Raw genomic sequence first — 23998 nt, forward strand, 5'->3', positions numbered from 1 at the left:
CTCTGAAATCGCTAAAACCCGATTGCTCCAAAGAGGATATGGTGTTTTAGCACACAACTTAAACCTTTAGATTTCTTATTATGTCTCCGAGCCAAACGAAGGCCTGCAGAATAATAAGGATCTCTTAGCTCGGCGTTGGTTTTTGCATCAACACGCCAGTTGGATGAACGTCATCTGAGCTAAGACTATTGCTTAATTAAGAGGATAGATTTATGCGTAATGTAGATTTCTCACCACTATACCGTAATGCCATTGGTTTTGACCGTCTGCTAAATCTGATGGAAGCCAACACAGCGAAAAATGCATCTGGCGGTTACCCTCCATACAACATTGAACAACAGGACGATCACAACTACCGTATTACTATGGCAGTTGCAGGGTTCTCTGAAGACCAACTCGACCTGACTCAAAACGAAAACATGTTGATTGTGAGAGGGGAGCGTAAAGCGGAAGAAGGTAAAAACTACGTTTACCAAGGCATTGCCGAGCGCGACTTCGAACGCAAGTTCCAACTAGCGGATTACGTGAAAGTGACCGGCGCTTCGATGGAAAATGGGCTACTGCACATTGATTTGGTTCGTGAAATTCCAGAAGCAATGCAACCACGTAAAATTGCTATCGGCAGCAATAGCTTGCTAGAAAATAACTAATCAGCGAGTGACTGCCCTATAGAGTGAGAAAGAGCGCCAGTTGGCGCTCTTTTTAATTGGAGTCGTCGAAGCGATTATTGCGTATTACAGACCTTGTTGGTAAGCCTTTTCCACTTCTTCCGCGATGATCGCAATGCCTTTCTGCATCATTTCATCGTCTTGCACGTAGTTCATGCGCAAGCATTGATGAGCATGCTCCCACTCGTCTTGCTGACCAATAAAGAAGTATTCACCCGGAACAATCAATACCCCACGCGCTTTCAAGCGTTGGTACAACGCCATTGTCGTAATTGGCAGCTCATCAAACCATAACCACAAGAAGATAGCGCCTTCCGGTTTGTGGATGCGGAATCGCTCATCGGTAATGGCTTGTTGCAGCAATTCAACCGCGCGTTGCGACTTCTGCTTGTAGAACGGCTTAATCACCTCTGAACTCAGTTTAAGCAGATCGCCTTTACCGATGATGTGGTTTGCCAGTGCCGGGCCGAGACTGCCCGGTGCTAAGCTGATGATGCCATTCATATTGGTTAACGCTTGAGTGATTTCTTCACTCGCAATCACAATCCCGCAACGCACCCCCGGTAAGCCAAGCTTAGATAGGCTCATGCATAGGATGGTGTTGTCATTCCAGAACGGCTCGACATCTTCAAAGATGATATTCGGGAACGGCAAACCGTAGGCGTTATCGATGATCAACGGAATGTGATTCTCACGTGCGAGTTTATCCAGCTTACGTACTTCTTCGTCGGTCAGTACGTTACCCGTTGGATTGGTTGGGCGAGATGCACAGATGGCCGCAACAGAGTCGTCGACGGTTAGCTGCTCAAAATCGACGTGGTATTTAAACAATCCGTTGTCGAGTAGCTCGATTTCTGGGTGGTAAGAGACAAAGATATCTTCATCAATGCCCGCGTCCCCATAGCCGATGTATTCAGGTGCGATCGGCAGAAGGACTTTCTTGTGTGAACCGTCTGGCTGCTTCCCTGCCAGCAAGTTGAACAAGTAGAAGAACCCGCTTTGGCTGCCGTTGGTTAGGCTGATGTTCTTCTCTGAAATGTTCCAACCGTAGGTTTCACGAAATAATTGCGCGAGCGCTTTTACAAATGCATCTTTACCTTGCGGGCCATCATAATTGGCGAGAGCAGCAACGAGTTCGCCACTGGCGAGCATTTCTTCACTGGTTTGGTGAAAGTAGTCGAGCATGGCAGGAATGGCGGCGGGGTTACCTCCACCGAGCATAATGGCACCTGGTGTGCGTAGACCATCATTCAAATCGTCCATTAACTGCGTAATACCTGAATACTGATTAAATTTTTCACCAAACTTTGAAAACTGCATGCGTACTTATACCTAATTCATAGTGATTGCTTTATGTATTTTGAATACTGACGAAATACCAGCTCATAGAGTAATACTTGACCTTACCCTAATGTTATTACGACGCAAAGTGTGAATTTACTCGAACAAGGAAAAAGTTTGTCATCAGGGTTGGTGAGGGAAGCTTGCACAGAAAGAGGTGATGAAAAAGGGAAGCGCGTTGCTTCCCTTGCTGGTGGAGTGAATCGGCTATTCGCCCGTGTAGACGATCAGCACTTTGTCGTCTTGGTATTGACGCTCGAATGCGTAATACCCTTCTTGATGGCGTGTGATGTGCTTACCTTGTGCAACAGCAGGATGGCGTTGACGAAACTCGCCCAGTTTTTGCCAGTGTTGCAGCAAGTCTTCGCGTTCACCATGAATCTTATCCCATGGCATATCTGAGCGAGTACCTTGGTGAGCATCTGAGCCTGTAATGCCAAAATCACGGGCGATCTCATCGCCGTAATAGATTTGCACCGCACCCGGTGCCAGCATTAACGCATTGGCGGCACGTGCTTGGTCATCAAAGCTGCGGCTGCGTGCTGACCAAAACAGCTGTGTATCGTGTGAAGACAGGTAGCTCAACACGTTGAACTCCGGATCCGAGTTAATACGTTCTGCGTAGCGGTGGTAATCACTATCAAGTTGAGCAAAGCATTTCAGCGCTTTTGGTGCGACGTCGGATTGGAATTCAAAGTTGATGATCGAATCAAACCCATTATCAAAATATGGACTCTTCACCACGCTGTGCGCCCACACTTCACCCGTCATCCAGAATGGCAAGTTATCTAACGCTTTATCAGGGTGGTTTTCCTTCCATTGTGCCAGTGCTTGAGTGGTGCTGGCTTTGAGTTCTTCCCACGCCTGCATTTCGACGTGTTTGGCGGTGTCGACGCGGAAGCCATCAATGCCGTAATCCCGTACCCAATCCGATAGCCACGTAATCAGATGCTCACGTGGGGTTTTCAACGCATCTTGCGCATTGGTGTCTTTATTGTGGAAGAAGTTAGGCAACCCCGTTTTTTGCGTCGATTCGGTTTTGAGATCGGGTAGGAAGTTCAAAGACATGTTGATGTCGTTGTATCCCGGCGCATCGTAATCGCCAATGTCGGTGCGAATCCAATCTTTGCCCCACCATTTATTCCACGCTTCGTCATCACCGTATTTGATGTAGTCGTTAAAGCTGTGCCAGCTTTGACCGGATTTTGGCTGCCAATCAGTCCATTTCTCACCAAGGATTTCTTTAGCTTCTTGCTCATCAAGGTAAAGCTGACCAAATCCAAATTCCTGCATGTCGGCCAATGTCGCATAGCCAGTGTGGTTCATGACCACATCCCAGATCACGCGGATGCCTTTCTTGTGCGCGGTATCGATGAAGGTTCTGAGTTCCTCTTCGGTACCCATGTTGGCATCGAGCTTGGTCCAATCTTGATGGTAATAGCCGTGATAACCGTAATGTTTAAAGTCGCCTTTGTCACCACCGCCAACCCAGCCATGGATTTGCTCAAGCGGCGAGGTGAGCCAAATGGCATTCACGCCAAGTGATTCGATGTAATCGAGCTTTTTCGTCAGACCGGCTAAGTCACCACCGTGGAAGGTACCGATTTCGTGCTTGCCGTCTTTGCTGCGACCGTAGCTGTTGTCATTATCTGGATTGCCATTGTAGAAACGGTCGGTCATCACGAAGTAGACCGTTGCGTTATCCCAATTGAAAGGTTTCTCGGCTTGCTGCTCAACCTCTTCTAGCAACAACAGACCTTGGCTCATCGGGCCTGGCTGCATGGTTACGCTGCCATTGGCGACGGTGGCTTGTTGTCCGGTGAGCGCATCACGAACGACCGTGTCATCATTAAAGGTTTGGGCAACGTTGATGGTTTTTGGCGTATCGGTTGCGATAGGGCAAGAGTAGGTAATGTCTTGGTTCTGTTTGGGCTTGAGTTTTACCGTCAGCTCGTTAGTGTCTGGATTAAGCGTAAATTGGTAGATGTTGGCTTTGAAGATGCGCAGCGGTATTTTGGCATCGGTGGCGCAGTTATCCATTTTTAACGGACGATTGAATTTGATGCGATCTTCTTCTGCCAAAGCAAAGCTGCTGCCACAGGTTTGGTTGCTGTCGGCAATGGTAAAGGTGTAGCTGCCTTTTTCTAGTTTTTGCTCGGCGACAACTAAGCCGTCAGCGTTTGGTTCGAAGACGGCGGTATTGTCTCCTACACTTAATGCGATGGCATTTTCTGGAATCTGGCTGCAGGCACTCAGTAGTCCGATAGAGAGTGCGATAACTGTTTTTTTCATTGTGTCCTTCCCCCGAATAAACAGTCCTGTTATAGCAAAACTGTGCCTCTACAATCCGAGCTCTACAGCAACAAGTTAAACGCGTTTCACCCTACAAATTTTTGCCTTGTTCACAAAATGAATAATAAGAACCAGTTATCTCCATTTGAAGGCAACAAAAAAGGGAAGCCGATGCTTCCCTTTTACTTATCTCTTAATGACTTCTGAATCAGTAATGAATTACTTTTGAAGAACAGAGATGTCTGCGATCTGTAAGAACAGGTTACGTAGGTTGTTTAGTAGTGTCAGGCGGTTCTTCTTAAGCGCTTCGTCGTCTGCCATTACCATTACGTTATCAAAGAACGCATCCACTGGCTCACGGAGGTCTGCTAGCTTGCTTAGGGCTTCTTGGTAGTTACCGGTTGCAAATGCAGGCTCTAGCGCTTCAGTCATGACTTCAACGCTTTCTGCTAGTGCTTTTTCTGCGTCTTCTTGTAGCAAGGCGAGGTCAATCTCATCTGCAAGCTCGCCGTCGAATTTCGCGAGGATGTTACCGACACGTTTGTTCGCAGCTGCTAGAGACTCTGCCGCTTCTAGTTCACGGAAGTGAGAAACTGCTTTAACACGTTGGTCGAAGTCTGTTGGTTTCGTCGGGCGACGCGCTAGAACCGCTTGAATGATGTCGACGCTGAAGCCTTCGTCTTGGTACCAAGCACGGAAACGACCAAGCATGAATTCAATTACGTCTTGCTCAACGTTGTCGTTGGTTAGACGGTCACCGAACAGTGATTTTGCTTTCGCTACTAGGTCAACGAGATCTAAGTTGTAGCCGTATTCAACGATGATACGTAGTACACCTAACGATGCGCGGCGTAGTGCGAATGGGTCGCTGCCTTTTGGCGCTTGACCGATACCGAAGATACCGACGATAGTGTCCAGCTTGTCAGCCATTGCAACTGCGGTTGACACGCCGTTAGATGGCAGTTCATCGCCTGCGAAACGAGGCATGTATTGCTCGTTCAGTGCGACTGCAACTTCTTCTGCTTCACCGTCGTGGCGAGCGTAGTGCATACCCATGACACCTTGAGTATCGGTAAATTCGAATACCATCGAGGTCATGAGGTCACATTTTGCTAGTAGACCAGCACGCTTTGATTTCTCAACGTCAGCACCGATTTGCTCTGCAATGTAGCCAGCAAGCTCGGTGATGCGGTCGGTTTTGTCTTTGATCGTCCCTAGTTGCTTTTGGAAGATCGCTTGCTCTAATTCTGGCAGACGGTCGATAAGCGGATGCTTACGGTCTGTGTTGAAGAAGAATTCGGCATCAGCAAGACGAGGACGAACTACTTTCTCGTTACCTTCGATTACGTAACGAGGCTCTTTCGACTCGATGTTTGAAACGAAGATAAAGTTCGGAAGCAGTTTGTTGTTCTCGTCATAGACTGGGAAGTACTTTTGGTCACCTTTCATGGTGTAAACCAATGCTTCAGAAGGCACAGTTAGGAACTCTTCTTCGAACTTCGCGGTGAGTACCACGGGCCATTCCACCAGAGAGGTGACTTCTTCTACTAGATCATCTTCTAGGTCAGCGATACCGCCAACTTCTGCTGCCGCTTTTTGTGCGTCTGCGAGAATGATGGCTTTACGTGCTTCGTAATCGGCCATGACTTTACCGCGCTCTTCTAGGATCGCAGGGTACTGCTCAGCAGAATCAATAGCGAACTCTTGTTCACCCATGAAGCGGTGACCACGGATAGTACGGCTTGATGCAACACCAAGGATCTCGCCTTCGATGAGATCGCTGCCCATGAGCATGGTGAGGGTCTTAACTGGACGGATAAATTGTGTGGTTTTGTTACCCCAGCGCATTGGTTTTGCGATAGGTAGATTTGCTAGGGCTTTCGCTGCAAGTTCAACGACGATTTCAGTTGTTGGCTTACCTTGCACTTCTTGTTTGAACAGTAGCCATTCGCCTTTGTCGGTTACCATGCGCTCTGCTTGATCAACCGTGATGCCACAACCGCGTGCCCAGCCTTGAGCCGCTTTTGTTGGGTTGCCTTCCGCGTCAAATGCTGCAGAAACCGCAGGACCACGTTTTTCAACGATTTTGTCTGATTGGCTTTCTGCTAGTGCCGCGACTTTTAGCGCCAGACGACGAGGTGCCGCGAACCATTTCACGCCTTCGTGAGCAAGCTCAGCGCTTTTTAGTTCTGCTTCGAAGTTTGCTGCGAATGCTTCAGCTAGCGTACGAAGTTGCGTTGGTGGTAGCTCTTCGGTACCTAGCTCGATTAGAAATTCTTTTGCCATGTTACTCTACCTCTTACGCTTGTTCTTTCTTACACATTGGGAAGCCAAGCGCTTCACGTGATGCGTAGTATGCTTCTGCAACTGCTTTGGTTAGGTTGCGGATACGAAGGATGTAACGTTGGCGCTCGGTAACCGAGATCGCTTTGCGCGCATCAAGGATGTTGAATGCGTGACCCGCTTTTAGAATGCGCTCATAAGCAGGAAGCGGCAGTGGCTTCTCAAGCTCAAGCAGTTCTTTACACTCTTTCTCGCACTGATCGAAGAAAGTGAATAGAAAATCTACGTCAGCGTGTTCGAAGTTGTAAGTCGATTGCTCCACTTCGTTTTGGTGGAAGATATCACCGTAAGTAACGTTCGATCCGTCAGGCGCCACGTTCCAGACTAAGTCGTATACCGAGTCTACTTCTTGGATGTACATGGCTAGACGTTCGATACCGTAAGTGATTTCACCAGTCACGGGTTTACATTCAAGGCCGCCAACTTGTTGGAAGTAAGTGAACTGAGTCACTTCCATGCCGTTGAGCCAAACTTCCCAGCCTAGACCCCATGCACCGAGTGTTGGGTTTTCCCAGTTGTCTTCTACGAAACGGATGTCGTGAACCAGTGGGTCAATACCAAGAACTTCAAGGGAGCCAAGGTACAACTCTTGAATATTGTCTGGCGATGGTTTTAGCGCTACTTGGAATTGGTAGTAGTGCTGAAGACGGTTAGGGTTTTCACCGTAACGGCCATCAGTTGGACGACGTGAAGGTTGTACATAAGCTGTCGACATTGGCTCTGGGCCAAGCGCTCGTAGACAGGTCATTGGGTGAGAGGTACCCGCACCCACTTCCATGTCGAGTGGTTGAACTATGGTGCAACCATTTTGAGCCCAATAATCCTGCAGCGCGAGGATCATTCCCTGGAAGGTTTTGATATCGTATTTTTGCATAAGTCAGGTTCGCGCGATTCTCTTGTTACTCGTTAATCTGTCCTTTATATAGCGAGTTTTTCAACGCTAATAAAGGTGATAAAGAGTAATTTTGGTTGAATAAATTAACAATCTAGTATACCGAGATATTGAGCATGGGAGTAGAGCAAATCTTGATTAATTCGTGGGCATCTTTCTCCTTTAATCGAAATTTAATGGCTTATTTGTCTAAATTTTCTTAAAAGGGAGTTTTCACATGTATTGACGCTTGAGATGCCCATCAAAGGTGGCTAGAATTGCGCCCGTCTTTGGGGAGTAGCTTACCCGGTGAAGTTTCTGTTTCATCTGGTTCGTTCGTCAACATAATTGGTGCAAAATCACCATGGCGTTCGAGACTTGAAGCCTTTCAAGTTTAGCAAGACCTTAGACAAATCATCACGAACCGGGGTAGGGGCGTGAGGTTTGTCTTTGGTTCAATATCATAATCCCTGCCCCAATGAGCATGTCGTGAGCGTTTTAGCTATTTCAATTACTACTGTAGCGTTAGCAGAAATTGGCGATAAGACCCAATTGCTATCTCTATTACTCGCCAGCCGTTACCGCAAACCAATCCCAATTATTGCCGCCATCTTTTTGGCAACCATTGCCAACCACGCTTTGGCGGCATGGTTAGGCGTGGTTGTCGCTGACTATTTATCACCGGATATTTTAAAGTGGGTGCTGGTGGTCAGCTTTGTCGCCATGGCGGCTTGGGTACTGATTCCTGATAAGTTGGATGATGACGAGCCGATCTCCAATCGCGGTCCGTTTATTGCCAGCTTTATTGCTTTCTTTGTGGCTGAGATTGGCGACAAGACGCAAATTGCGACCTCTATCCTAGGCGCACAATACGCGGATGCGCTGAGTTGGGTGATTTTGGGAACCACCATCGGTATGTTACTGGCCAATATACCTGTGGTGCTGATTGGTAAACTGTCTGCGGATAAGTTGCCTTTAGCTCTGATCCGTAAGGTGACCGCGTTCCTGTTTATTGCACTAGCGATTGGCGCAGCATTGGTCTAATTTTTCATTTTATAAAATGGTGCGAATTATCAATAACTAGTGGAGCAGTGTGTCGCTTGAAACTCTGAGCGAAAATCGTTCCGTTACGTGACGGATGATATATTAGTGTCATACTTGTCATGGTAGTTTAATGATGTGAATGATAGCGAGAGGGCAAGTTTATGCTTACACGTTACATGGGGATGTCCCCAAAAAATCAGAGTTATTTATTCACTTTTGGTTTAGCGCTGTGCTTATTAGCCATGGTATTAACCGATATGTGGTTACCGATTGTGGCAGGATCGTTCGTTCTTACTGGGTTAACCGTCGAGGCGTGGATTCGTGTTGCTCACATCATCCCGATGCATGAAGAGATGCGGGCAATGAAAAAACAACTCAACAAGCTTCAATCGGAAGTTCGCACACTCGAATACGATGAATAAACAAACGGCAGCCTATTGGCTGCCGTTTTTAATTCGACCCAGTTATACCAATCCTTTCTTGATCAGGTACTGATACGGAACTTGTTCCGTTTGTGCCGCCATTAATTGGTGATCCATAAAACGGCAGAAACTCGGAATGTCTCGAGTGGTGGATGGGTCGTCGGCTTTGACCAGCAAAGTCTCACCATCTTGCATGTTGCGAATTGTCTTCCTGACCATCATCACTGGCTCCGGGCAGCGCAGTCCTTCCGCCTCTAATGTCTTTGTCGCCAGTTCAGGATTAAAGCTCATAGTGTGATTCTCGTAACTAACTTAGCGGTGAATTCTACGTTCGTTGAAAAAATATTCAATAGCCTCTTGGCAAAGTGAATTTTTTGTTTTACCTTAAATTAACAAGTTGGTAACAAATAACAAGGGAGGACAATGGTGACCGCGTTAGACAGACTTACGATTTACTCTGTGCTGTGTTTTCTCTCGTTTTGTGCATTGGTCTTTAAGACGTCAGCTGACACCTCATTGATGCCTTTAATCGGTATGATGGCCACTATTACTGGGATTTGGATTGAGATGCACAAATGGTCAGGTGGATCAGAGCAAGAAAATTAGCGCTTCTTGCCTCAACCACAACACGTTCATACCGCTCACCTATTTCTTACGACACTTCATTCCGACACTATCCCCATTTTTCTTGGGCTTCCCCGCTGAAAGGCGGGATTTTTTTTGCTCGAAGAGTACAATTTACTCAAACCTTAAAGAGTCAGTAGCAAATCGTGGAACTAGAAGACATCTACCGCCGAGATCTGAATTTATTAGTCGCATTGCGAGTATTGATTGAAGAGAGCAGTGTCAGTAAAGCGGCAACACGTTTAAATTTAAGCCAATCAGCGATGAGTCGAGTGCTTGGCCGCTTGCGTGATTTGTTGGGCGACCCGTTGTTTACTCGCCAGGGTCAGCATTTGATTCCAACTCAAAAAGCCTTGGAAATCGATCGTTTATTGGGTGAGCCTTTAGAGTCGCTGCGCCAGTTATTATCGCCGATTGAATTCGACCCGCAGCAATGTGAGCAGACATTCAAGATCGCGACCACAGATTATGCGATGCAAGCGATTTTACCTTTTGCCTTGCCGCGTATTTATCAGGAAGCTCCCCATGTATCATTTAATTTCTTGCCGCTACAGCACGATCGATTAGCCGATCAACTGACCTATGAAGGGGCGGACTTAGCGATTTGTCGCCCAACCCACCCTATAGCGCCGTTACGAAGTGAGATCTTAGGTCGAGTTAGTGTGTTGTGTTTGTTATCCAAACAACATCCGTTGGCGGATAAAGACATGAATTTGAATGACTATTTAAACCATCCTCATGCGATGATCGCGATCAGTGATGGTGTGAGCACCCTCATTGAACAAGCTTTGGTCGATCAACCTCCGCGTAAAATGGTGTTGCGTGCGTATCATTTGGAAGCTGCGCTGGCGATTGTCGATACGTTACCCATCATTATTACTGTGCCTGCTGACTTAGCCTATTTAGTCGCTGAGCGTTATGACTTGGTGGTGAAGCCACTGCCATTCCAATTTACCCCTTTTGAGTATTCGATGATCTGGCATGCGCGCTGCGAACACTCTCCCGCTCAAGAGTGGTTAAGAACCATTGTACGTGAAGAATGTAGCCGCTTGATTGCTAAGCGTATTGAAGACATGGGACTGAACCGCTAACAAAAAGAGCCAGCAATGCCGGCTCTTAGTCTGTTGGTATTGGGTCGGCGTTTATAGCTTGATGACCACACGACCAGTTACTTGACCGTTAGTGATGTCTTCAGCGTATTTTGGCGCTTCAGCGAGTGCTACTTCAGTACAAGCTTGCTCGAAGTAGCTGTCTGGGAGTAGCTCAACCAATTTTTCCCAAGCTGCGATGCGTTTCTCGGTTGGGCACATGACTGAGTCGACACCTTGTAGACGAACGTTACGGAGAATGAACGGCATCACGGTGGTGGGTAGATCAAAGCCACCTGCAAGGCCACAAGCTGCGACTGCGCTGTTGTAATCCATTTGCGCCAATACTTTTGCTAGTACTTTACTACCTACTGTGTCTACTGCGCCTGCCCAGATTTGTTGTTCTAGCGGACGGGCTGGCTGTTCAAATTCAACGCGGTCGATGATGCGGCTAGCACCGAGTTTTTCAAGTAGCGGGCCGTTTTGCTCTACACGGCCTGTCACGGCAGCAACTTTGTAACCAAGCTGAGCGAGAAGCGTAACGGCTACCGAGCCGACACCGCCACTTGCGCCCGTTACTAGAATTTCACCATCTTCAGGTTTGATGCCCGCATCAAGCAATGCTTGAACACATAGCATGCCAGTAAAGCCTGCTGTACCCACCATCATGGCTTTCTTGCTGTCTAGACCTTTCGGTAGTGGTACCAGCCAATCTGCTTTTAAACGTGCGCGTTGAGCCATGCCACCCCAATGGTTTTCACCTACGCCCCAGCCAGTTAAGACCACCTTGTCGCCTGTTTGGTAACGCGCATCTTCAGAGCTGATGACCGTACCGGCTAGGTCAATGCCTGGCACCATCGGGAAGTTACGGATGATTTTACCTTTACCTGTGATCGCCAAACCGTCTTTGTAATTCAACGATGAGTAATCGACCTCAACCATAACGTCGCCTTGCGGCAGCTGTGTCTCATCGATCTGCTCGATGCTAGCGATAGTGCGTTTGTCTTCTTGATTTAGAACTAGAGCATTAAACATAAGGTTCTCCGAATGTGCGATAGGGTGACTTAGGTGCCACATGCAGCAAAATATCAACTGGCTATAAGTGTATGTCTTCTCTATCTATGAATAAAATGAAAGTTACTCATTTTATATATGCTTTTTGTGCATATTTACTATATTTGGCGTAAAAAAAGGGCGACATTTGATGTCGCCTTTAAGTGTAATAGCAAAATTTTCAGTCTTGGTTCATTTCATCATAATTGTGAAGCGTTCACTATGGCCGTTCAAATACCGTAGCAATACCTTGACCCAAACCGATGCACATGGTGGCCAGCCCGTATTTCGCATCCTTATCTTCCATCAGGTTGATTAAGGTGGTTGAGATACGGGAACCGGAACAGCCCAGCGGGTGACCCAGTGCAATTGCGCCGCCGTTGAGGTTGACTTTCTCGTCCATGACATCAAGTAAACCTAAGTCTTTCGCACAAGGCAGAGATTGCGCAGCAAAGGCTTCATTGAGCTCAACCACACCCATATCATCAATCGATAGGCCTGCACGTTGCAGAGCTTTTTGAGTGGCTGGAACCGGACCGTAACCCATAATTGATGGGTCACAACCTGCGATTGCCATGCCTTTAATGCGAGCACGAATCTTCAGGCCAAGTTCGTTGGCTTTCTCTTCACTCATGATCAGCATCGCTGACGCGCCATCTGATAGCGCAGAGGAAGTCCCCGCCGTTACGGTGCCGTTGGCTGGGTCAAACACAGGACGAAGCTGAGACAGGCCTTCAACGGTTGTCTCTGGACGAATCACTTCATCATAGTCGAGAGTAAACAGTGTGCCGTCAGCCGCATGCCCTTCAATGGGCAGAATTTCATTTTTAAAGCGACCTTCTACAGTAGCGGCTTGGGCACGAGCGTGAGATCGTGCGGCAAAGGCATCTTGTTGCTCACGGCTAATGCCATGAATTTTGCCGAGCATCTCAGCCGTTAGGCCCATCATGCCTGCTGCTTTGGCGACGTTTTTTGACAGGCCGGGATGAAAGTCGACACCATGGCTCATCGGTACGTGACCCATGTGTTCGACACCACCGATCAGGCAGATTTCTGCATCCCCCGTCATAATCGCACGAGTACCATCGTGCAGAGCTTGCATTGACGAACCACACAAACGGTTCACGGTGACAGCACCAATTTCGATAGGTAGACCAGCAAGCAGCGCCGCATTGCGAGCCACATTGAAGCCTTGCTCCAGTGTTTGTTGTACACAGCCCCAGTAGATGTCTTCTATCTCACTTGGGTTCACTTGTGGGTTACGCGCCAGAATGCCTTTCATTAAGCGAGCAGAGAGATCTTCTGCACGGGTATGACGGAAAGCACCGCCTTTGGAGCGACCCATAGGGGTACGCAGACAATCGACTACGACCACGTTTCTTGTTTGATTAGTCATTTTGGGAATCCCTCCTTAGATAGAACCTTGCTGTTGTGCGTCGTAGAAGCTTTCGCCTTTCGCCGCCATGTCAATCAGCGTTTGCGGTGCTTGGTACATTGCGCCTAGTTGTGAGTACTGTTCTGCCATTTTGACAAATTCAGCAATACCCACGCTGTCTAGATAGCGGAATACACCACCGCGGAATGGAGGGAAGCCAAGGCCGTAAACTAATGCCATATCGGCTTCTTGAGGCGAGGCGATGATGCCTTCTTGTAAACACAGCACCACTTCGTTGATCATGGGAATCATCATGCGTTGGATGATGGTTTGGTCATCAAAGTCTTGCTTATCGGCACAAACTCCCGCCAAGACTGGCAAGACATCTTCAGAGAAGGTTTTCTTCGGCTTACCTTTTTTATCAAGGGTGTAGCTATAGAAGCCGTTGCCATTCTTCTGGCCATATTTGCCAGATTCAAAGAGTGCATCAATCGCGTCACGACCTTGTTTGCCCATGCGCTCAGGGAAGCCTTCTGCCATGACCGCTTGCGCGTGGTGCGCGGTATCAATGCCGACCACATCCAGTAAGTAAGCCGGACCCATCGGCCAGCCAAACTGACGCTCCATGATTTTGTCGATTTTAGTAAAATCCGCACCATCACGTAGCAGCATGCTGAAGCCGCCAAAGTAGGGGAAGAGTACGCGGTTGACGAAGAATCCCGGACAGTCATTCACAACGATTGGTGATTTACCCATTTTCGCGGCATACGCGACAACACGGTTGATGGTTTCATCAGAGGTTTTTTCGCCGCGGATTATTTCAACCAATGGCATGCGGTGCACAGGGTTAAAGAAGTGCATACCACAGAAGTTTTCTGGGCGTTTTAACGACTGAGCCAAAAGGTTGATCGGAATCGTCGAGGTGTTTGACGTGAGAACAGTATCATTACCGACGTATGTTTCTACTTCACTCAATACTGCTGCTTTCACTTTCGGGTTTTCAACCACCGCTTCAACAATCACGTCTGAGTTTTCAATACCGGCGTAGTGTAGGCTTGGGGTGATAGAGGCCAAAATACCGGCCATCTTGAAACCATCAATACGACCACGAGATAAGCGTTTATTGAGTAGTTTCGACGCTTCGGTCATGCCCAAATCTAGCGAGGCTTGCGCGATGTCCTTCATCAATACTGGCACGCCTTTCAGCGCCGATTGATAAGCGATGCCGCCCCCCATGATGCCCGCACCAAGTACCGCTGCACGTTGGGTGTCTTTACTCGCAGACTTCGCTGCTTGCTTCGCGATACCTTTGATGTATTGGTCGTTAAGGAACAGACCAACTAACGATTTGGCTTCTTCTGTTTTCGCCAGTTTCACAAAGTGCTTACGTTCAACGTTGAGTGCTTCATTACGCGCAAAACGTGCGCCTTCTTCAATCGTTATTACCGCAGCCATTGGCGCTGGGTAGTGAGGGCCCGCTTTTTGCGCTACCAGACCTTTCGCCATGGTGAAACTCATCATTGACTCAAGCTTGCTGAGTGTCAGTGGTGAGGTCTTTTGTTTACGACGTACTTGCCAGTCCAGTTTCTCATTAATCGCTGCAGTCAGTGTTTGCCGTGCGGATTCGTATAGAGAGTCTGTTTCTACAATGGCATCTAACAGACCAATCTTCAGAGCCTCATCCGCGCGGCATGCTTTGCCTTGAGTGATGATTTCCATGGCGCTGTCTGCCCCGATAACACGAGGTAATCGAACACAGCCACCAAAACCTGGCATGATGCCAAGTTTGGTTTCTGGTAAACCAATGCTGGTGGTGTTATCACCGATACGCATATCGGTCGCAAGGACACACTCACAGCCTCCGCCAAGCACATGGCCTTTTATTGCGGAGAGGGTTGGAACGGGTAAGTCTTCTAGTTTATTAAAGACGCTATTAGCAAACTGCAGCCACTCATCGAGTTCGGCATCTGTTTTAGCAAACAGACCTAAAAACTCGGTAATGTCCGCGCCAACAATGAACGTGTCTTTATCAGAAGTGAGCAGTAAACCTTTTAAGCCTTGGTGAGCGATCAGTGCATCAAGGGCTTTATCTAACGATTCCAGCGTTGCTAGATCGAGTTTATTGACGGATGTTGGTGAGCAGAAGTTAAGCTCTGCAATACCAGATTGTATTTCCTTTACCTGTAGGGTTTCGGCTTGGTAAATCATTGTCTATCTCCATGACATGCAATCGTGGATTGTCTGTATACCTATTCAACGGTGCCGTGTTCCTCGACAAAGAGCAGTCGAGGAAGTCGTGTTATTTTTATTCTGGTTTGACCAGTGAGCTTAGTTTGGATCGCGGATTGGTTAATTTCAATACATTTTTTAAACAAGTGTTTAACATTGTGCGCTGTGGCAGATCTTATGCGACGTGTAAATGGCACTCGTGATAGACTGCGGGTAAATAGTTCTGAATCCATAATCCTATGAATGACCAGCCTTATCTGATTCCTGCTGAGCCGACTCAATTTGAAGAAGAGATCAAAAAAAGTGTCTTTATTACATACTTAGCGCATACCCCAAGTGTAGAAGCAGCCAAAGCGTTTGTGGAACAAGTCAAAGCAAAACACGCCAATGCAAGACACCATTGTTGGGGGATTGTGGCTGGCCGACCAGAAGATTCGATGAAATGGGGCTTTAGTGATGATGGTGAACCATCAGGCACCGCAGGTAAACCGATCCTGGCGCAGTTATCCGGTTCTGGAGTCGGTGAAATCACTGCGGTGGTTACCCGTTATTCGGGGGGGATCAAGCTAGGAACGGGCGGTTTGGTGAAGGCCTATGGCGGAGGTGTACAACAAGCACTCAAGCTGCTTCAAACTATTGAGAAAAAAATAACCACAAAGCTCAGACTAACGTTAGACTATGGGTTTCTGCCTATCGCACAATCAATACTGGCTCAATTTGAGGCGGTTGAAGTTGAGGCAGACTATAGCGATCTGGTCATATTCGTGGTGGAAATTGAGCTTCGAGAAGTGAGCGCGTTTACCCAGGCAATCATCAATAAAAGTGGGGCGAAAGCAATAGTTACCCCTCTAGACGGACAATAATGAAAAATAAGAAGCAACAAAGACAGCTTCGCTAGTCAATCTATCCATGCAATTTCGTTCAATAATTCGAATCGTCGGGCTATTGCTCGCACTTTTTAGTGTCACGATGCTCGCGCCAGCACTGGTTGCGCTTATCTATCGAGATGGTGCGGGTGTGCCTTTTGTCACGACATTTTTTGTTCTGCTATTTTGCGGGGCCGTCTGCTGGTACCCAAATCGCAGGTACAAGCATGAGCTTAAAGCACGGGATGGCTTTCTTATTGTCGTTCTATTCTGGACGGTACTTGGTAGCGCTGGCTCGATTCCCTTTCTCATCTCTGACAACCCAAACGTATCTGTGACGGATGCCTTTTTTGAATCGTTTTCCGCGCTGACGACAACAGGGGCGACGGTCATCGTCGGGTTAGATGAATTACCTAAAGCGATTTTATTCTATCGGCAGCTGCTGCAATGGTTTGGGGGGATGGGGATCATCGTATTAGCCGTCGCAATTTTGCCAGTGCTTGGCATTGGTGGTATGCAGCTATACCGCGCTGAGATCCCAGGACCAGTTAAGGATACCAAAGTTACGCCGCGTATTGCAGAAACAGCCAAAGCGTTATGGTACATCTATCTGAGTCTGACCATCGCATGTGCTTCTGCGTTTTGGCTAGCAGGCATGACACCGTTTGACGCGATTAGCCATAGCTTCTCTACGATAGCGATTGGAGGCTTCTCAACCTACGATGCTAGCATCGGTTACTTTGACAGTTACGCGATTAACCTGATCACCGTTGTGTTTTTATTAATATCAGCATGTAACTATACGTTGCACTTTGCCGCATTTGCATCCGGTGGCGTTCATCCAAAGTATTATTGGAAAGACCCCGAATTCCGCGCTTTCCTCTTTATACAAGTGTTGTTGTTTGTGGTTTGTTTTCTTTTGTTACTTAAACATCACTCTTACACTTCGCCTTATGACGCCTTTGACCAAGCGTTATTCCAAACCGTGTCGATTTCGACCACGGCAGGCTTCACTACAACAGGGTTTGCAGAGTGGCCACTGTTCTTACCGGTATTGCTACTATTTTCTTCTTTTATCGGGGGCTGCGCGGGTTCGACGGGGGGCGGAATGAAAGTGATCCGTATCTTGCTTCTAACCTTACAAGGTGCCCGCGAGCTAAAACGCTTAGTCCATCCTCGCGCGGTTTACACCATCAAAGTTGGTGGTAGCGCACTGCCTCAACGAGTAGTCGATGCAGTATGGGGGTTCTTCTCAGCATACGCGCTTGTTTTTGTGGTATGCATGTTGGCATTGATTGCCACTGGAATGGATGAGCTCAGTGCATTTTCGGCAGTAGCGGCGACCTTGAATAACCTCGGCCCTGGCTTAGGCGAAGTTGCTCTGCATTTTGGTGATATTAACGACACGGCTAAATGGGTGTTGGTTGTGTCTATGTTATTTGGGCGTCTGGAAATCTTTACCTTATTAATTCTGCTCACGCCGACGTTTTGGCGTAGCTAAGGAAAAATCGTGACAAAAGCATTGTTTCTATACTCTTCACGTGAAGGGCAAACCAAAAAAATATTTCACTATATAGATGAACAATTGGCGGACTTTGATTGTGAGTTAATGGATTTACATAATGTAAATACCATCGATTTTAGCCAATACGACAGAGTACTGATTGGCGCATCTATTCGTTATGGTCACTTGAACAAAAAGCTTTACCAATTTATAGAGCGTAATCTAAATCAGTTAGAGAGTAGTAAAGTCGCATTTTTTTGTGTCAATTTAACCGCGCGTAAAGAAGACCAAGCAAAAGATACCCCAGAGGGGAGCGCATATATCCGTAAGTTCCTTCTCAAGTCACCATGGAAACCGACTCTCATTGGAGTGTTTGCTGGAGCACTTTACTATCCTCGTTATGGTTGGTTTGACCGAATGATGATTCGATTCATCATGTCGATGACAGGGGGGGAGACCGATACAACAAAAGAAGTGGAATATACGAATTGGGGGAAAGTGGCACTTTTCGCAGATAGATTCAAAAGATTGTAGAAAAAATATGCTTTTTTGAAGCCTTTTGATGTTTTCTTATCCGAAAGGCAAAAAAAACAGAAAAAGCGATAAAAATGGCTTGCCAATGTGATCGCAATCCCTATAATGCCACCTCGCTGACAGGGCAACGCTTCGAATGAGACGGAGTCTGAGTTAGCAAGCCAAATTAGCCAAGCGGAAACGCTTAAAGAAAGTTTGAAAAAAAGTGATTGACACTAAACTTTAAGTCGCTAAAATGGCCGTCCGATTTGAGCAGAGCTCAATTGGCAAGCTCTTTAACAATATAGACCTATCAATCTGTGTGGGCACTCGTTGATGATAATCGAATTAGAAGCTTTTGCTTCAAATACGGTTTCAATGAACTGAGTGACCAATCGAGATTAACTTGTTTAATCTTGGCACAGTCAATTCATTATCGTTCTGTTGGAACGATAATAGCTTTAAAATTACGTTTGTAGTTTTGAAGTCAGTATTCGTTGAGCCGACAAAATCTTAAATTGAAGAGTTTGATCATGGCTCAGATTGAACGCTGGCGGCAGGCCTAACACATGCAAGTCGAGCGGAAACGACAACATTGAGCCTTCGGGTGATTTGTTGGGCGTCGAGCGGCGGACGGGTGAGTAATGCCTAGGAAATTGCCCTGATGTGGGGGATAACCATTGGAAACGATGGCTAATACCGCATAATGCCTACGGGCCAAAGAGGGGGACCTTCGGGCCTCTCGCGTCGGGATATGCCTAGGTGGGATTAGCTAGTTGGTGAGGTAAGAGCTCACCAAGGCGACGATCCCTAGCTGGTCTGAGAGGATGATCAGCCACACTGGAACTGAGACACGGTCCAGACTCCTACGGGAGGCAGCAGTGGGGAATATTGCACAATGGGCGCAAGCCTGATGCAGCCATGCCGCGTGTATGAAGAAGGCCTTCGGGTTGTAAAGTACTTTCAGTCGTGAGGAAGGGGATATCGTTAATAGCGGTATTCTTTGACGTTAGCGACAGAAGAAGCACCGGCTAACTCCGTGCCAGCAGCCGCGGTAATACGGAGGGTGCGAGCGTTAATCGGAATTACTGGGCGTAAAGCGCATGCAGGTGGTTTGTTAAGTCAGATGTGAAAGCCCGGGGCTCAACCTCGGAATAGCATTTGAAACTGGCAGACTAGAGTACTGTAGAGGGGGGTAGAATTTCAGGTGTAGCGGTGAAATGCGTAGAGATCTGAAGGAATACCAGTGGCGAAGGCGGCCCCCTGGACAGATACTGACACTCAGATGCGAAAGCGTGGGGAGCAAACAGGATTAGATACCCTGGTAGTCCACGCCGTAAACGATGTCTACTTGGAGGTTGTGGCCTTGAGCCGTGGCTTTCGGAGCTAACGCGTTAAGTAGACCGCCTGGGGAGTACGGTCGCAAGATTAAAACTCAAATGAATTGACGGGGGCCCGCACAAGCGGTGGAGCATGTGGTTTAATTCGATGCAACGCGAAGAACCTTACCTACTCTTGACATCCAGAGAAGCCGGAAGAGATTCTGGTGTGCCTTCGGGAGCTCTGAGACAGGTGCTGCATGGCTGTCGTCAGCTCGTGTTGTGAAATGTTGGGTTAAGTCCCGCAACGAGCGCAACCCTTATCCTTGTTTGCCAGCGAGTAATGTCGGGAACTCCAGGGAGACTGCCGGTGATAAACCGGAGGAAGGTGGGGACGACGTCAAGTCATCATGGCCCTTACGAGTAGGGCTACACACGTGCTACAATGGCGCATACAGAGGGCGGCGAGCCAGCGATGGTGAGCGAATCCCAAAAAGTGCGTCGTAGTCCGGATTGGAGTCTGCAACTCGACTCCATGAAGTCGGAATCGCTAGTAATCGTGGATCAGAATGCCACGGTGAATACGTTCCCGGGCCTTGTACACACCGCCCGTCACACCATGGGAGTGGGCTGCAAAAGAAGTAGGTAGTTTAACCTTCGGGGGGACGCTTACCACTTTGTGGTTCATGACTGGGGTGAAGTCGTAACAAGGTAGCGCTAGGGGAACCTGGCGCTGGATCACCTCCTTATACGAAAGATTATTGCGATGAGTGTTCACACAGATTGATACGGTTTATAAAGTTTAAGAGACGATACTGGGTCTGTAGCTCAGGTGGTTAGAGCGTTCGCCTGATAAGCGAGAGGTCGGTGGTTCGAGTCCACTCAGACCCACCAATTTCCTTCCCAGAAAATTGGCATACAGTATCGACACCTGATGGGGCTATAGCTCAGCTGGGAGAGCGCCTGCCTTGCACGCAGGAGGTCTGCGGTTCGATCCCGCATAGCTCCACCATCTTTAAGTGCATTCAATGAGTGTGTTTAAACATGGTTTTCATTAGAAAACTTTGCTCTTTAACAATTTGGAAAGCTGACTGATAACAACAACGTTGTTATCAAATAAAGTTCTCAATGTTTATCGTAAAGATAAACACCAAAACAACACATTCAAGTGTTCTTGGGAATATCACTATTACAGTGATTATTCGAAATTGAGTCCGGCAAAATCGAAATGTCTCTCGCTCATTCAAATAATGAGAGACAACTTTGGTGATTTGAACATCAACTCGAAACTCCTTCGGGTTGTATGGTTAAGTGACTAAGCGTACACGGTGGATGCCTTGGCAGTCAGAGGCGATGAAGGACGTATTAACTTGCGATAAGCCCAGATTAGGCAGTAAAAGCCACTTGAGTCTGGGATTTCCGAATGGGGAAACCCACTTACATAAGTAAGTATCGCTGCGTGAATACATAGCGTAGCGAGGCGAACCGGGGGAACTGAAACATCTAAGTACCCCGAGGAAAAGAAATCAACCGAGATTCCGAAAGTAGCGGCGAGCGAAATTGGACTAGCCCTTAAGCTTTATAGGCGTCAGGTGAACAAGCTGGAAAGCTTGGCGATACAGGGTGATAGCCCCGTAACTGACGACGCATATGCAGTGAAATCGAGTAGGGCGGGACACGTGATATCCTGTCTGAATATGGGGGGACCATCCTCCAAGGCTAAATACTACTGACTGACCGATAGTGAACCAGTACCGTGAGGGAAAGGCGAAAAGAACCCCTGTGAGGGGAGTGAAATAGAACCTGAAACCGTGTACGTACAAGCAGTAGGAGCACCTTCGTGGTGTGACTGCGTACCTTTTGTATAATGGGTCAGCGACTTATATTCAGTGGCAAGGTTAACCATCTAGGGGAGCCGTAGCGAAAGCGAGTGTTAACTGCGCGACTTAGTCTCTGGATATAGACCCGAAACCAGGTGATCTAGCCATGGGCAGGTTGAAGATTGAGTAACATCAATTGGAGGACCGAACCGACTAATGTTGAAAAATTAGCGGATGACTTGTGGCTAGGGGTGAAAGGCCAATCAAACCTGGAGATAGCTGGTTCTCCCCGAAAGCTATTTAGGTAGCGCCTCGGACGAATACTACTGGGGGTAGAGCACTGTTAAGGCTAGGGGGTCATCCCGACTTACCAACCCTTTGCAAACTCCGAATACCAGTAAGTACTATCCGGGAGACACACGGCGGGTGCTAACGTCCGTCGTGGAGAGGGAAACAACCCAGACCGCCAGCTAAGGTCCCAAATTACTACTAAGTGGGAAACGATGTGGGAAGGCTCAGACAGCCAGGATGTTGGCTTAGAAGCAGCCATCATTTAAAGAAAGCGTAATAGCTCACTGGTCGAGTCGGCCTGCGCGGAAGATGTAACGGGGCTAAGTAGTAAACCGAAGCTGCGGCAATACTCTTTGAGTATTGGGTAGGGGAGCGTTCTGTAAGCGGTTGAAGGTGTGTCGTAAGGCACGCTGGACGTATCAGAAGTGCGAATGCTGACATGAGTAACGATAATGGGGGTGAAAAACCTCCACGCCGGAAGACCAAGGGTTCCTGTCCAACGTTAATCGGGGCAGGGTGAGTCGACCCCTAAGGCGAGGCCGAAAGGCGTAGTCGATGGGAAACGGGTTAATATTCCCGTACTCAATCAAATTGCGATGGGGGGACGGAGAAGGCTAGGTGGGCCTGGCGACGGTTGTCCAGGTTCAAGTGCGTAGGCTGAAGAGTTAGGTAAATCCGGCTCTTTTTAAGGCTGAGACACGACGTCGAGCATCTACGGATGTGAAGTCATTGATGCCATGCTTCCAGGAAAAGCCTCTAAGCTTCAGATTTGATGGAATCGTACCCCAAACCGACACAGGTGGTCGGGTAGAGAATACCAAGGCGCTTGAGAGAACTCGGGTGAAGGAACTAGGCAAAATGGTACCGTAACTTCGGGAGAAGGTACGCTCTTGGCGGTGAAGTCCCTTGCGGATGGAGCTACTAGGAGTCGCAGATACCAGGTGGCTGCAACTGTTTATTAAAAACACAGCACTGTGCAAAATCGTAAGATGACGTATACGGTGTGACGCCTGCCCGGTGCCGGAAGGTTAATTGATGGGGTTAGACTTCGGTCGACGCTCTTGATCGAAGCCCCGGTAAACGGCGGCCGTAACTATAACGGTCCTAAGGTAGCGAAATTCCTTGTCGGGTAAGTTCCGACCTGCACGAATGGCGTAATGATGGCCACGCTGTCTCCACCCGAGACTCAGTGAAATTGAAATCGCTGTGAAGATGCAGTGTACCCGCGGCTAGACGGAAAGACCCCGTGAACCTTTACTACAGCTTGGCACTGAACATTGACCCTACATGTGTAGGATAGGTGGGAGCCTTTGAAGCACGTACGCCAGTATGTGTGGAGGCAACCTTGAAATACCACCCTTGTAGTGTTGATGTTCTAACTTAGCCCCCTCATCGGGGTGAGGACAGTGCCTGGTGGGTAGTTTGACTGGGGCGGTCTCCTCCCAAAGCGTAACGGAGGAGCACGAAGGTGGGCTAAACACGGTTGGACATCGTGTGGTTAGTGCAATGGCATAAGCCCGCTTGACTGCGAGAATGACAATTCGAGCAGGTGCGAAAGCAGGTCATAGTGATCCGGTGGTTCTGAATGGAAGGGCCATCGCTCAACGGATAAAAGGTACTCCGGGGATAACAGGCTGATACCGCCCAAGAGTTCATATCGACGGCGGTGTTTGGCACCTCGATGTCGGCTCATCACATCCTGGGGCTGAAGTCGGTCCCAAGGGTATGGCTGTTCGCCATTTAAAGTGGTACGCGAGCTGGGTTTAGAACGTCGTGAGACAGTTCGGTCCCTATCTGCCGTGGGCGTTGGAGAATTGAAAGGGGCTGCTCCTAGTACGAGAGGACCGGAGTGGACGAACCTCTGGTGTTCGGGTTGTGTCGCCAGACGCATTGCCCGGTAGCTAAGTTCGGATCGATAACCGCTGAAAGCATCTAAGCGGGAAGCGAGCCTTGAGATGAGTTCTCCCTGATACTTTAAGTATCCTAAAGGGTTGTCGTAGACTACGACGTTGATAGGCAGGGTGTGTAAGTGCTGCGAGGCATTGAGCTAACCTGTACTAATTGCCCGTGAGGCTTAACCATACAACACCCAAGGGGTTTTGATGGCTCAATACAAGAAAACTTGATTGTGTTAAGAACTGAAACAGCTTTCCAGATTATTAATTACTGCGTTGGCGGTAGTTAAAAAGAATTTGCTTGGCGACCATAGCGTTTTGGACCCCACCTGACTTCCATGCCGAACTCAGAAGTGAAACGAAATAGCGCCGATTGGTAGTGTGGGGTTTCCCCCATGTGAGAGTAGGACATCGCCAGGCTTTATTTATCGCTTTTGAAT

General features: G+C 48.0%; 16 protein-coding genes, 2 tRNA genes and 3 rRNA genes. 13 read left to right on the forward strand and 8 right to left on the reverse strand.

Annotated features, from left to right (window positions below):
* The first annotated feature begins 212 nt into the window (after positions 1–212).
* Complete coding sequence (locus ATG66_RS20220; protein WP_098417069.1) at positions 213–650, forward strand: Hsp20 family protein; 438 nt, start codon at positions 213–215, stop codon at positions 648–650.
* 84 nt (positions 651–734) lie between these two features.
* On the opposite strand, the gene ATG66_RS20225 is transcribed toward ATG66_RS20220, so the two are convergent.
* The 4 genes from ATG66_RS20225 to glyQ form a co-directional block, all read right to left on the reverse strand.
* Positions 735–1988: a valine--pyruvate transaminase gene (locus tag ATG66_RS20225; RefSeq protein WP_098417071.1), complete on the reverse strand. Its 1254-nt coding sequence runs from the start codon at positions 1986–1988 to the stop codon at positions 735–737.
* Between the two features lie 228 nt (positions 1989–2216).
* Positions 2217–4301 carry an alpha-amylase gene (locus tag ATG66_RS20230; RefSeq protein ID WP_098417073.1) on the reverse strand — a complete coding sequence of 695 codons (2085 nt, stop codon included), beginning with the start codon at positions 4299–4301 and terminating at the stop codon, positions 2217–2219.
* Positions 4302–4520: 219 nt separating this feature from the next.
* A complete protein-coding gene (gene glyS / locus ATG66_RS20235) occupies positions 4521–6587 on the reverse strand; it encodes a glycine--tRNA ligase subunit beta (RefSeq protein ID WP_098417074.1) in 2067 nt (688 codons plus the stop codon).
* Positions 6588–6600: 13 nt separating this feature from the next.
* The gene (glyQ, locus tag ATG66_RS20240) at positions 6601–7518 is read right to left on the reverse strand and encodes a glycine--tRNA ligase subunit alpha (protein WP_098417076.1); all 918 of its coding nucleotides are present in this window, start codon (positions 7516–7518) and stop codon (positions 6601–6603) included.
* A gap of 486 nt (positions 7519–8004) precedes the next feature.
* On the opposite strand from glyQ, the gene ATG66_RS20245 reads away from it, so the two are divergent.
* Positions 8005–8559, forward strand: coding sequence for a TMEM165/GDT1 family protein (locus ATG66_RS20245; protein WP_098417078.1), 555 nt, complete (start codon positions 8005–8007; stop codon positions 8557–8559).
* A gap of 161 nt (positions 8560–8720) precedes the next feature.
* Entirely contained in the window at positions 8721–8981 is a 261-nt protein-coding gene (locus tag ATG66_RS20250; RefSeq protein WP_098417079.1) for a hypothetical protein, read from the forward strand.
* 42 nt (positions 8982–9023) lie between these two features.
* Here ATG66_RS20250 and tusA read toward each other — a convergent pair whose 3' ends face one another.
* Complete coding sequence (gene tusA / locus ATG66_RS20255) at positions 9024–9272, reverse strand: sulfurtransferase TusA (protein ID WP_098417080.1); 249 nt, start codon at positions 9270–9272, stop codon at positions 9024–9026.
* A 132-nt stretch (positions 9273–9404) separates the two neighbouring features.
* Between tusA and ATG66_RS20260 the strand changes: the two genes are divergently transcribed.
* Positions 9405–9587, forward strand: a complete 183-nt coding sequence (locus ATG66_RS20260) for a hypothetical protein (protein WP_098417081.1) — start codon at positions 9405–9407, stop codon at positions 9585–9587.
* A 164-nt stretch (positions 9588–9751) separates the two neighbouring features.
* Entirely contained in the window at positions 9752–10696 is a 945-nt protein-coding gene (locus tag ATG66_RS20265; protein ID WP_098417083.1) for a LysR family transcriptional regulator, read from the forward strand.
* A 51-nt stretch (positions 10697–10747) separates the two neighbouring features.
* Here ATG66_RS20265 and acuI read toward each other — a convergent pair whose 3' ends face one another.
* From acuI to fadB, 3 genes are all read right to left on the reverse strand, one after another.
* Positions 10748–11728 carry an acrylyl-CoA reductase (NADPH) gene (gene acuI / locus ATG66_RS20270; RefSeq protein ID WP_098417084.1) on the reverse strand — a complete coding sequence of 327 codons (981 nt, stop codon included), beginning with the start codon at positions 11726–11728 and terminating at the stop codon, positions 10748–10750.
* A 238-nt stretch (positions 11729–11966) separates the two neighbouring features.
* Complete coding sequence (gene fadA / locus ATG66_RS20275) at positions 11967–13142, reverse strand: acetyl-CoA C-acyltransferase FadA (protein ID WP_098417086.1); 1176 nt, start codon at positions 13140–13142, stop codon at positions 11967–11969.
* Between the two features lie 15 nt (positions 13143–13157).
* Complete coding sequence (gene fadB, locus ATG66_RS20280) at positions 13158–15329, reverse strand: fatty acid oxidation complex subunit alpha FadB (RefSeq protein WP_098417087.1); 2172 nt, start codon at positions 15327–15329, stop codon at positions 13158–13160.
* A gap of 260 nt (positions 15330–15589) precedes the next feature.
* Between fadB and ATG66_RS20285 the strand changes: the two genes are divergently transcribed.
* The 8 genes from ATG66_RS20285 (at position 15590) to rrf (ending at position 23978) form a co-directional block, all read left to right on the forward strand.
* Entirely contained in the window at positions 15590–16213 is a 624-nt protein-coding gene (locus ATG66_RS20285) for a YigZ family protein (protein WP_098417089.1), read from the forward strand.
* Positions 16214–16259: 46 nt separating this feature from the next.
* Positions 16260–17717: a TrkH family potassium uptake protein gene (locus ATG66_RS20290; protein ID WP_098417091.1), complete on the forward strand. Its 1458-nt coding sequence runs from the start codon at positions 16260–16262 to the stop codon at positions 17715–17717.
* 9 nt (positions 17718–17726) lie between these two features.
* Positions 17727–18254, forward strand: coding sequence for a menaquinone-dependent protoporphyrinogen IX dehydrogenase (hemG, locus tag ATG66_RS20295; protein WP_098417093.1), 528 nt, complete (start codon positions 17727–17729; stop codon positions 18252–18254).
* 494 nt (positions 18255–18748) lie between these two features.
* A 16S ribosomal RNA gene (locus ATG66_RS20300) occupies positions 18749–20301 on the forward strand.
* A 68-nt stretch (positions 20302–20369) separates the two neighbouring features.
* Positions 20370–20446 (forward strand) — tRNA-Ile (locus ATG66_RS20305).
* A 42-nt stretch (positions 20447–20488) separates the two neighbouring features.
* A tRNA-Ala gene (locus ATG66_RS20310) sits at positions 20489–20564 on the forward strand.
* A gap of 293 nt (positions 20565–20857) precedes the next feature.
* Positions 20858–23745, forward strand: a 23S ribosomal RNA gene (locus ATG66_RS20315).
* Between the two features lie 113 nt (positions 23746–23858).
* Positions 23859–23978 (forward strand): 5S ribosomal RNA (gene rrf, locus ATG66_RS20320).
* Together the 16S, 23S and 5S rRNA genes with 2 tRNA genes alongside form the textbook arrangement of a ribosomal RNA operon.
* Positions 23979–23998 lie beyond the last annotated feature (20 nt).

The sequence above is a fragment of the Vibrio sp. ES.051 genome (genome assembly GCF_002563795.1).
Classification (GTDB): Bacteria; Pseudomonadota; Gammaproteobacteria; order Enterobacterales; family Vibrionaceae; genus Vibrio.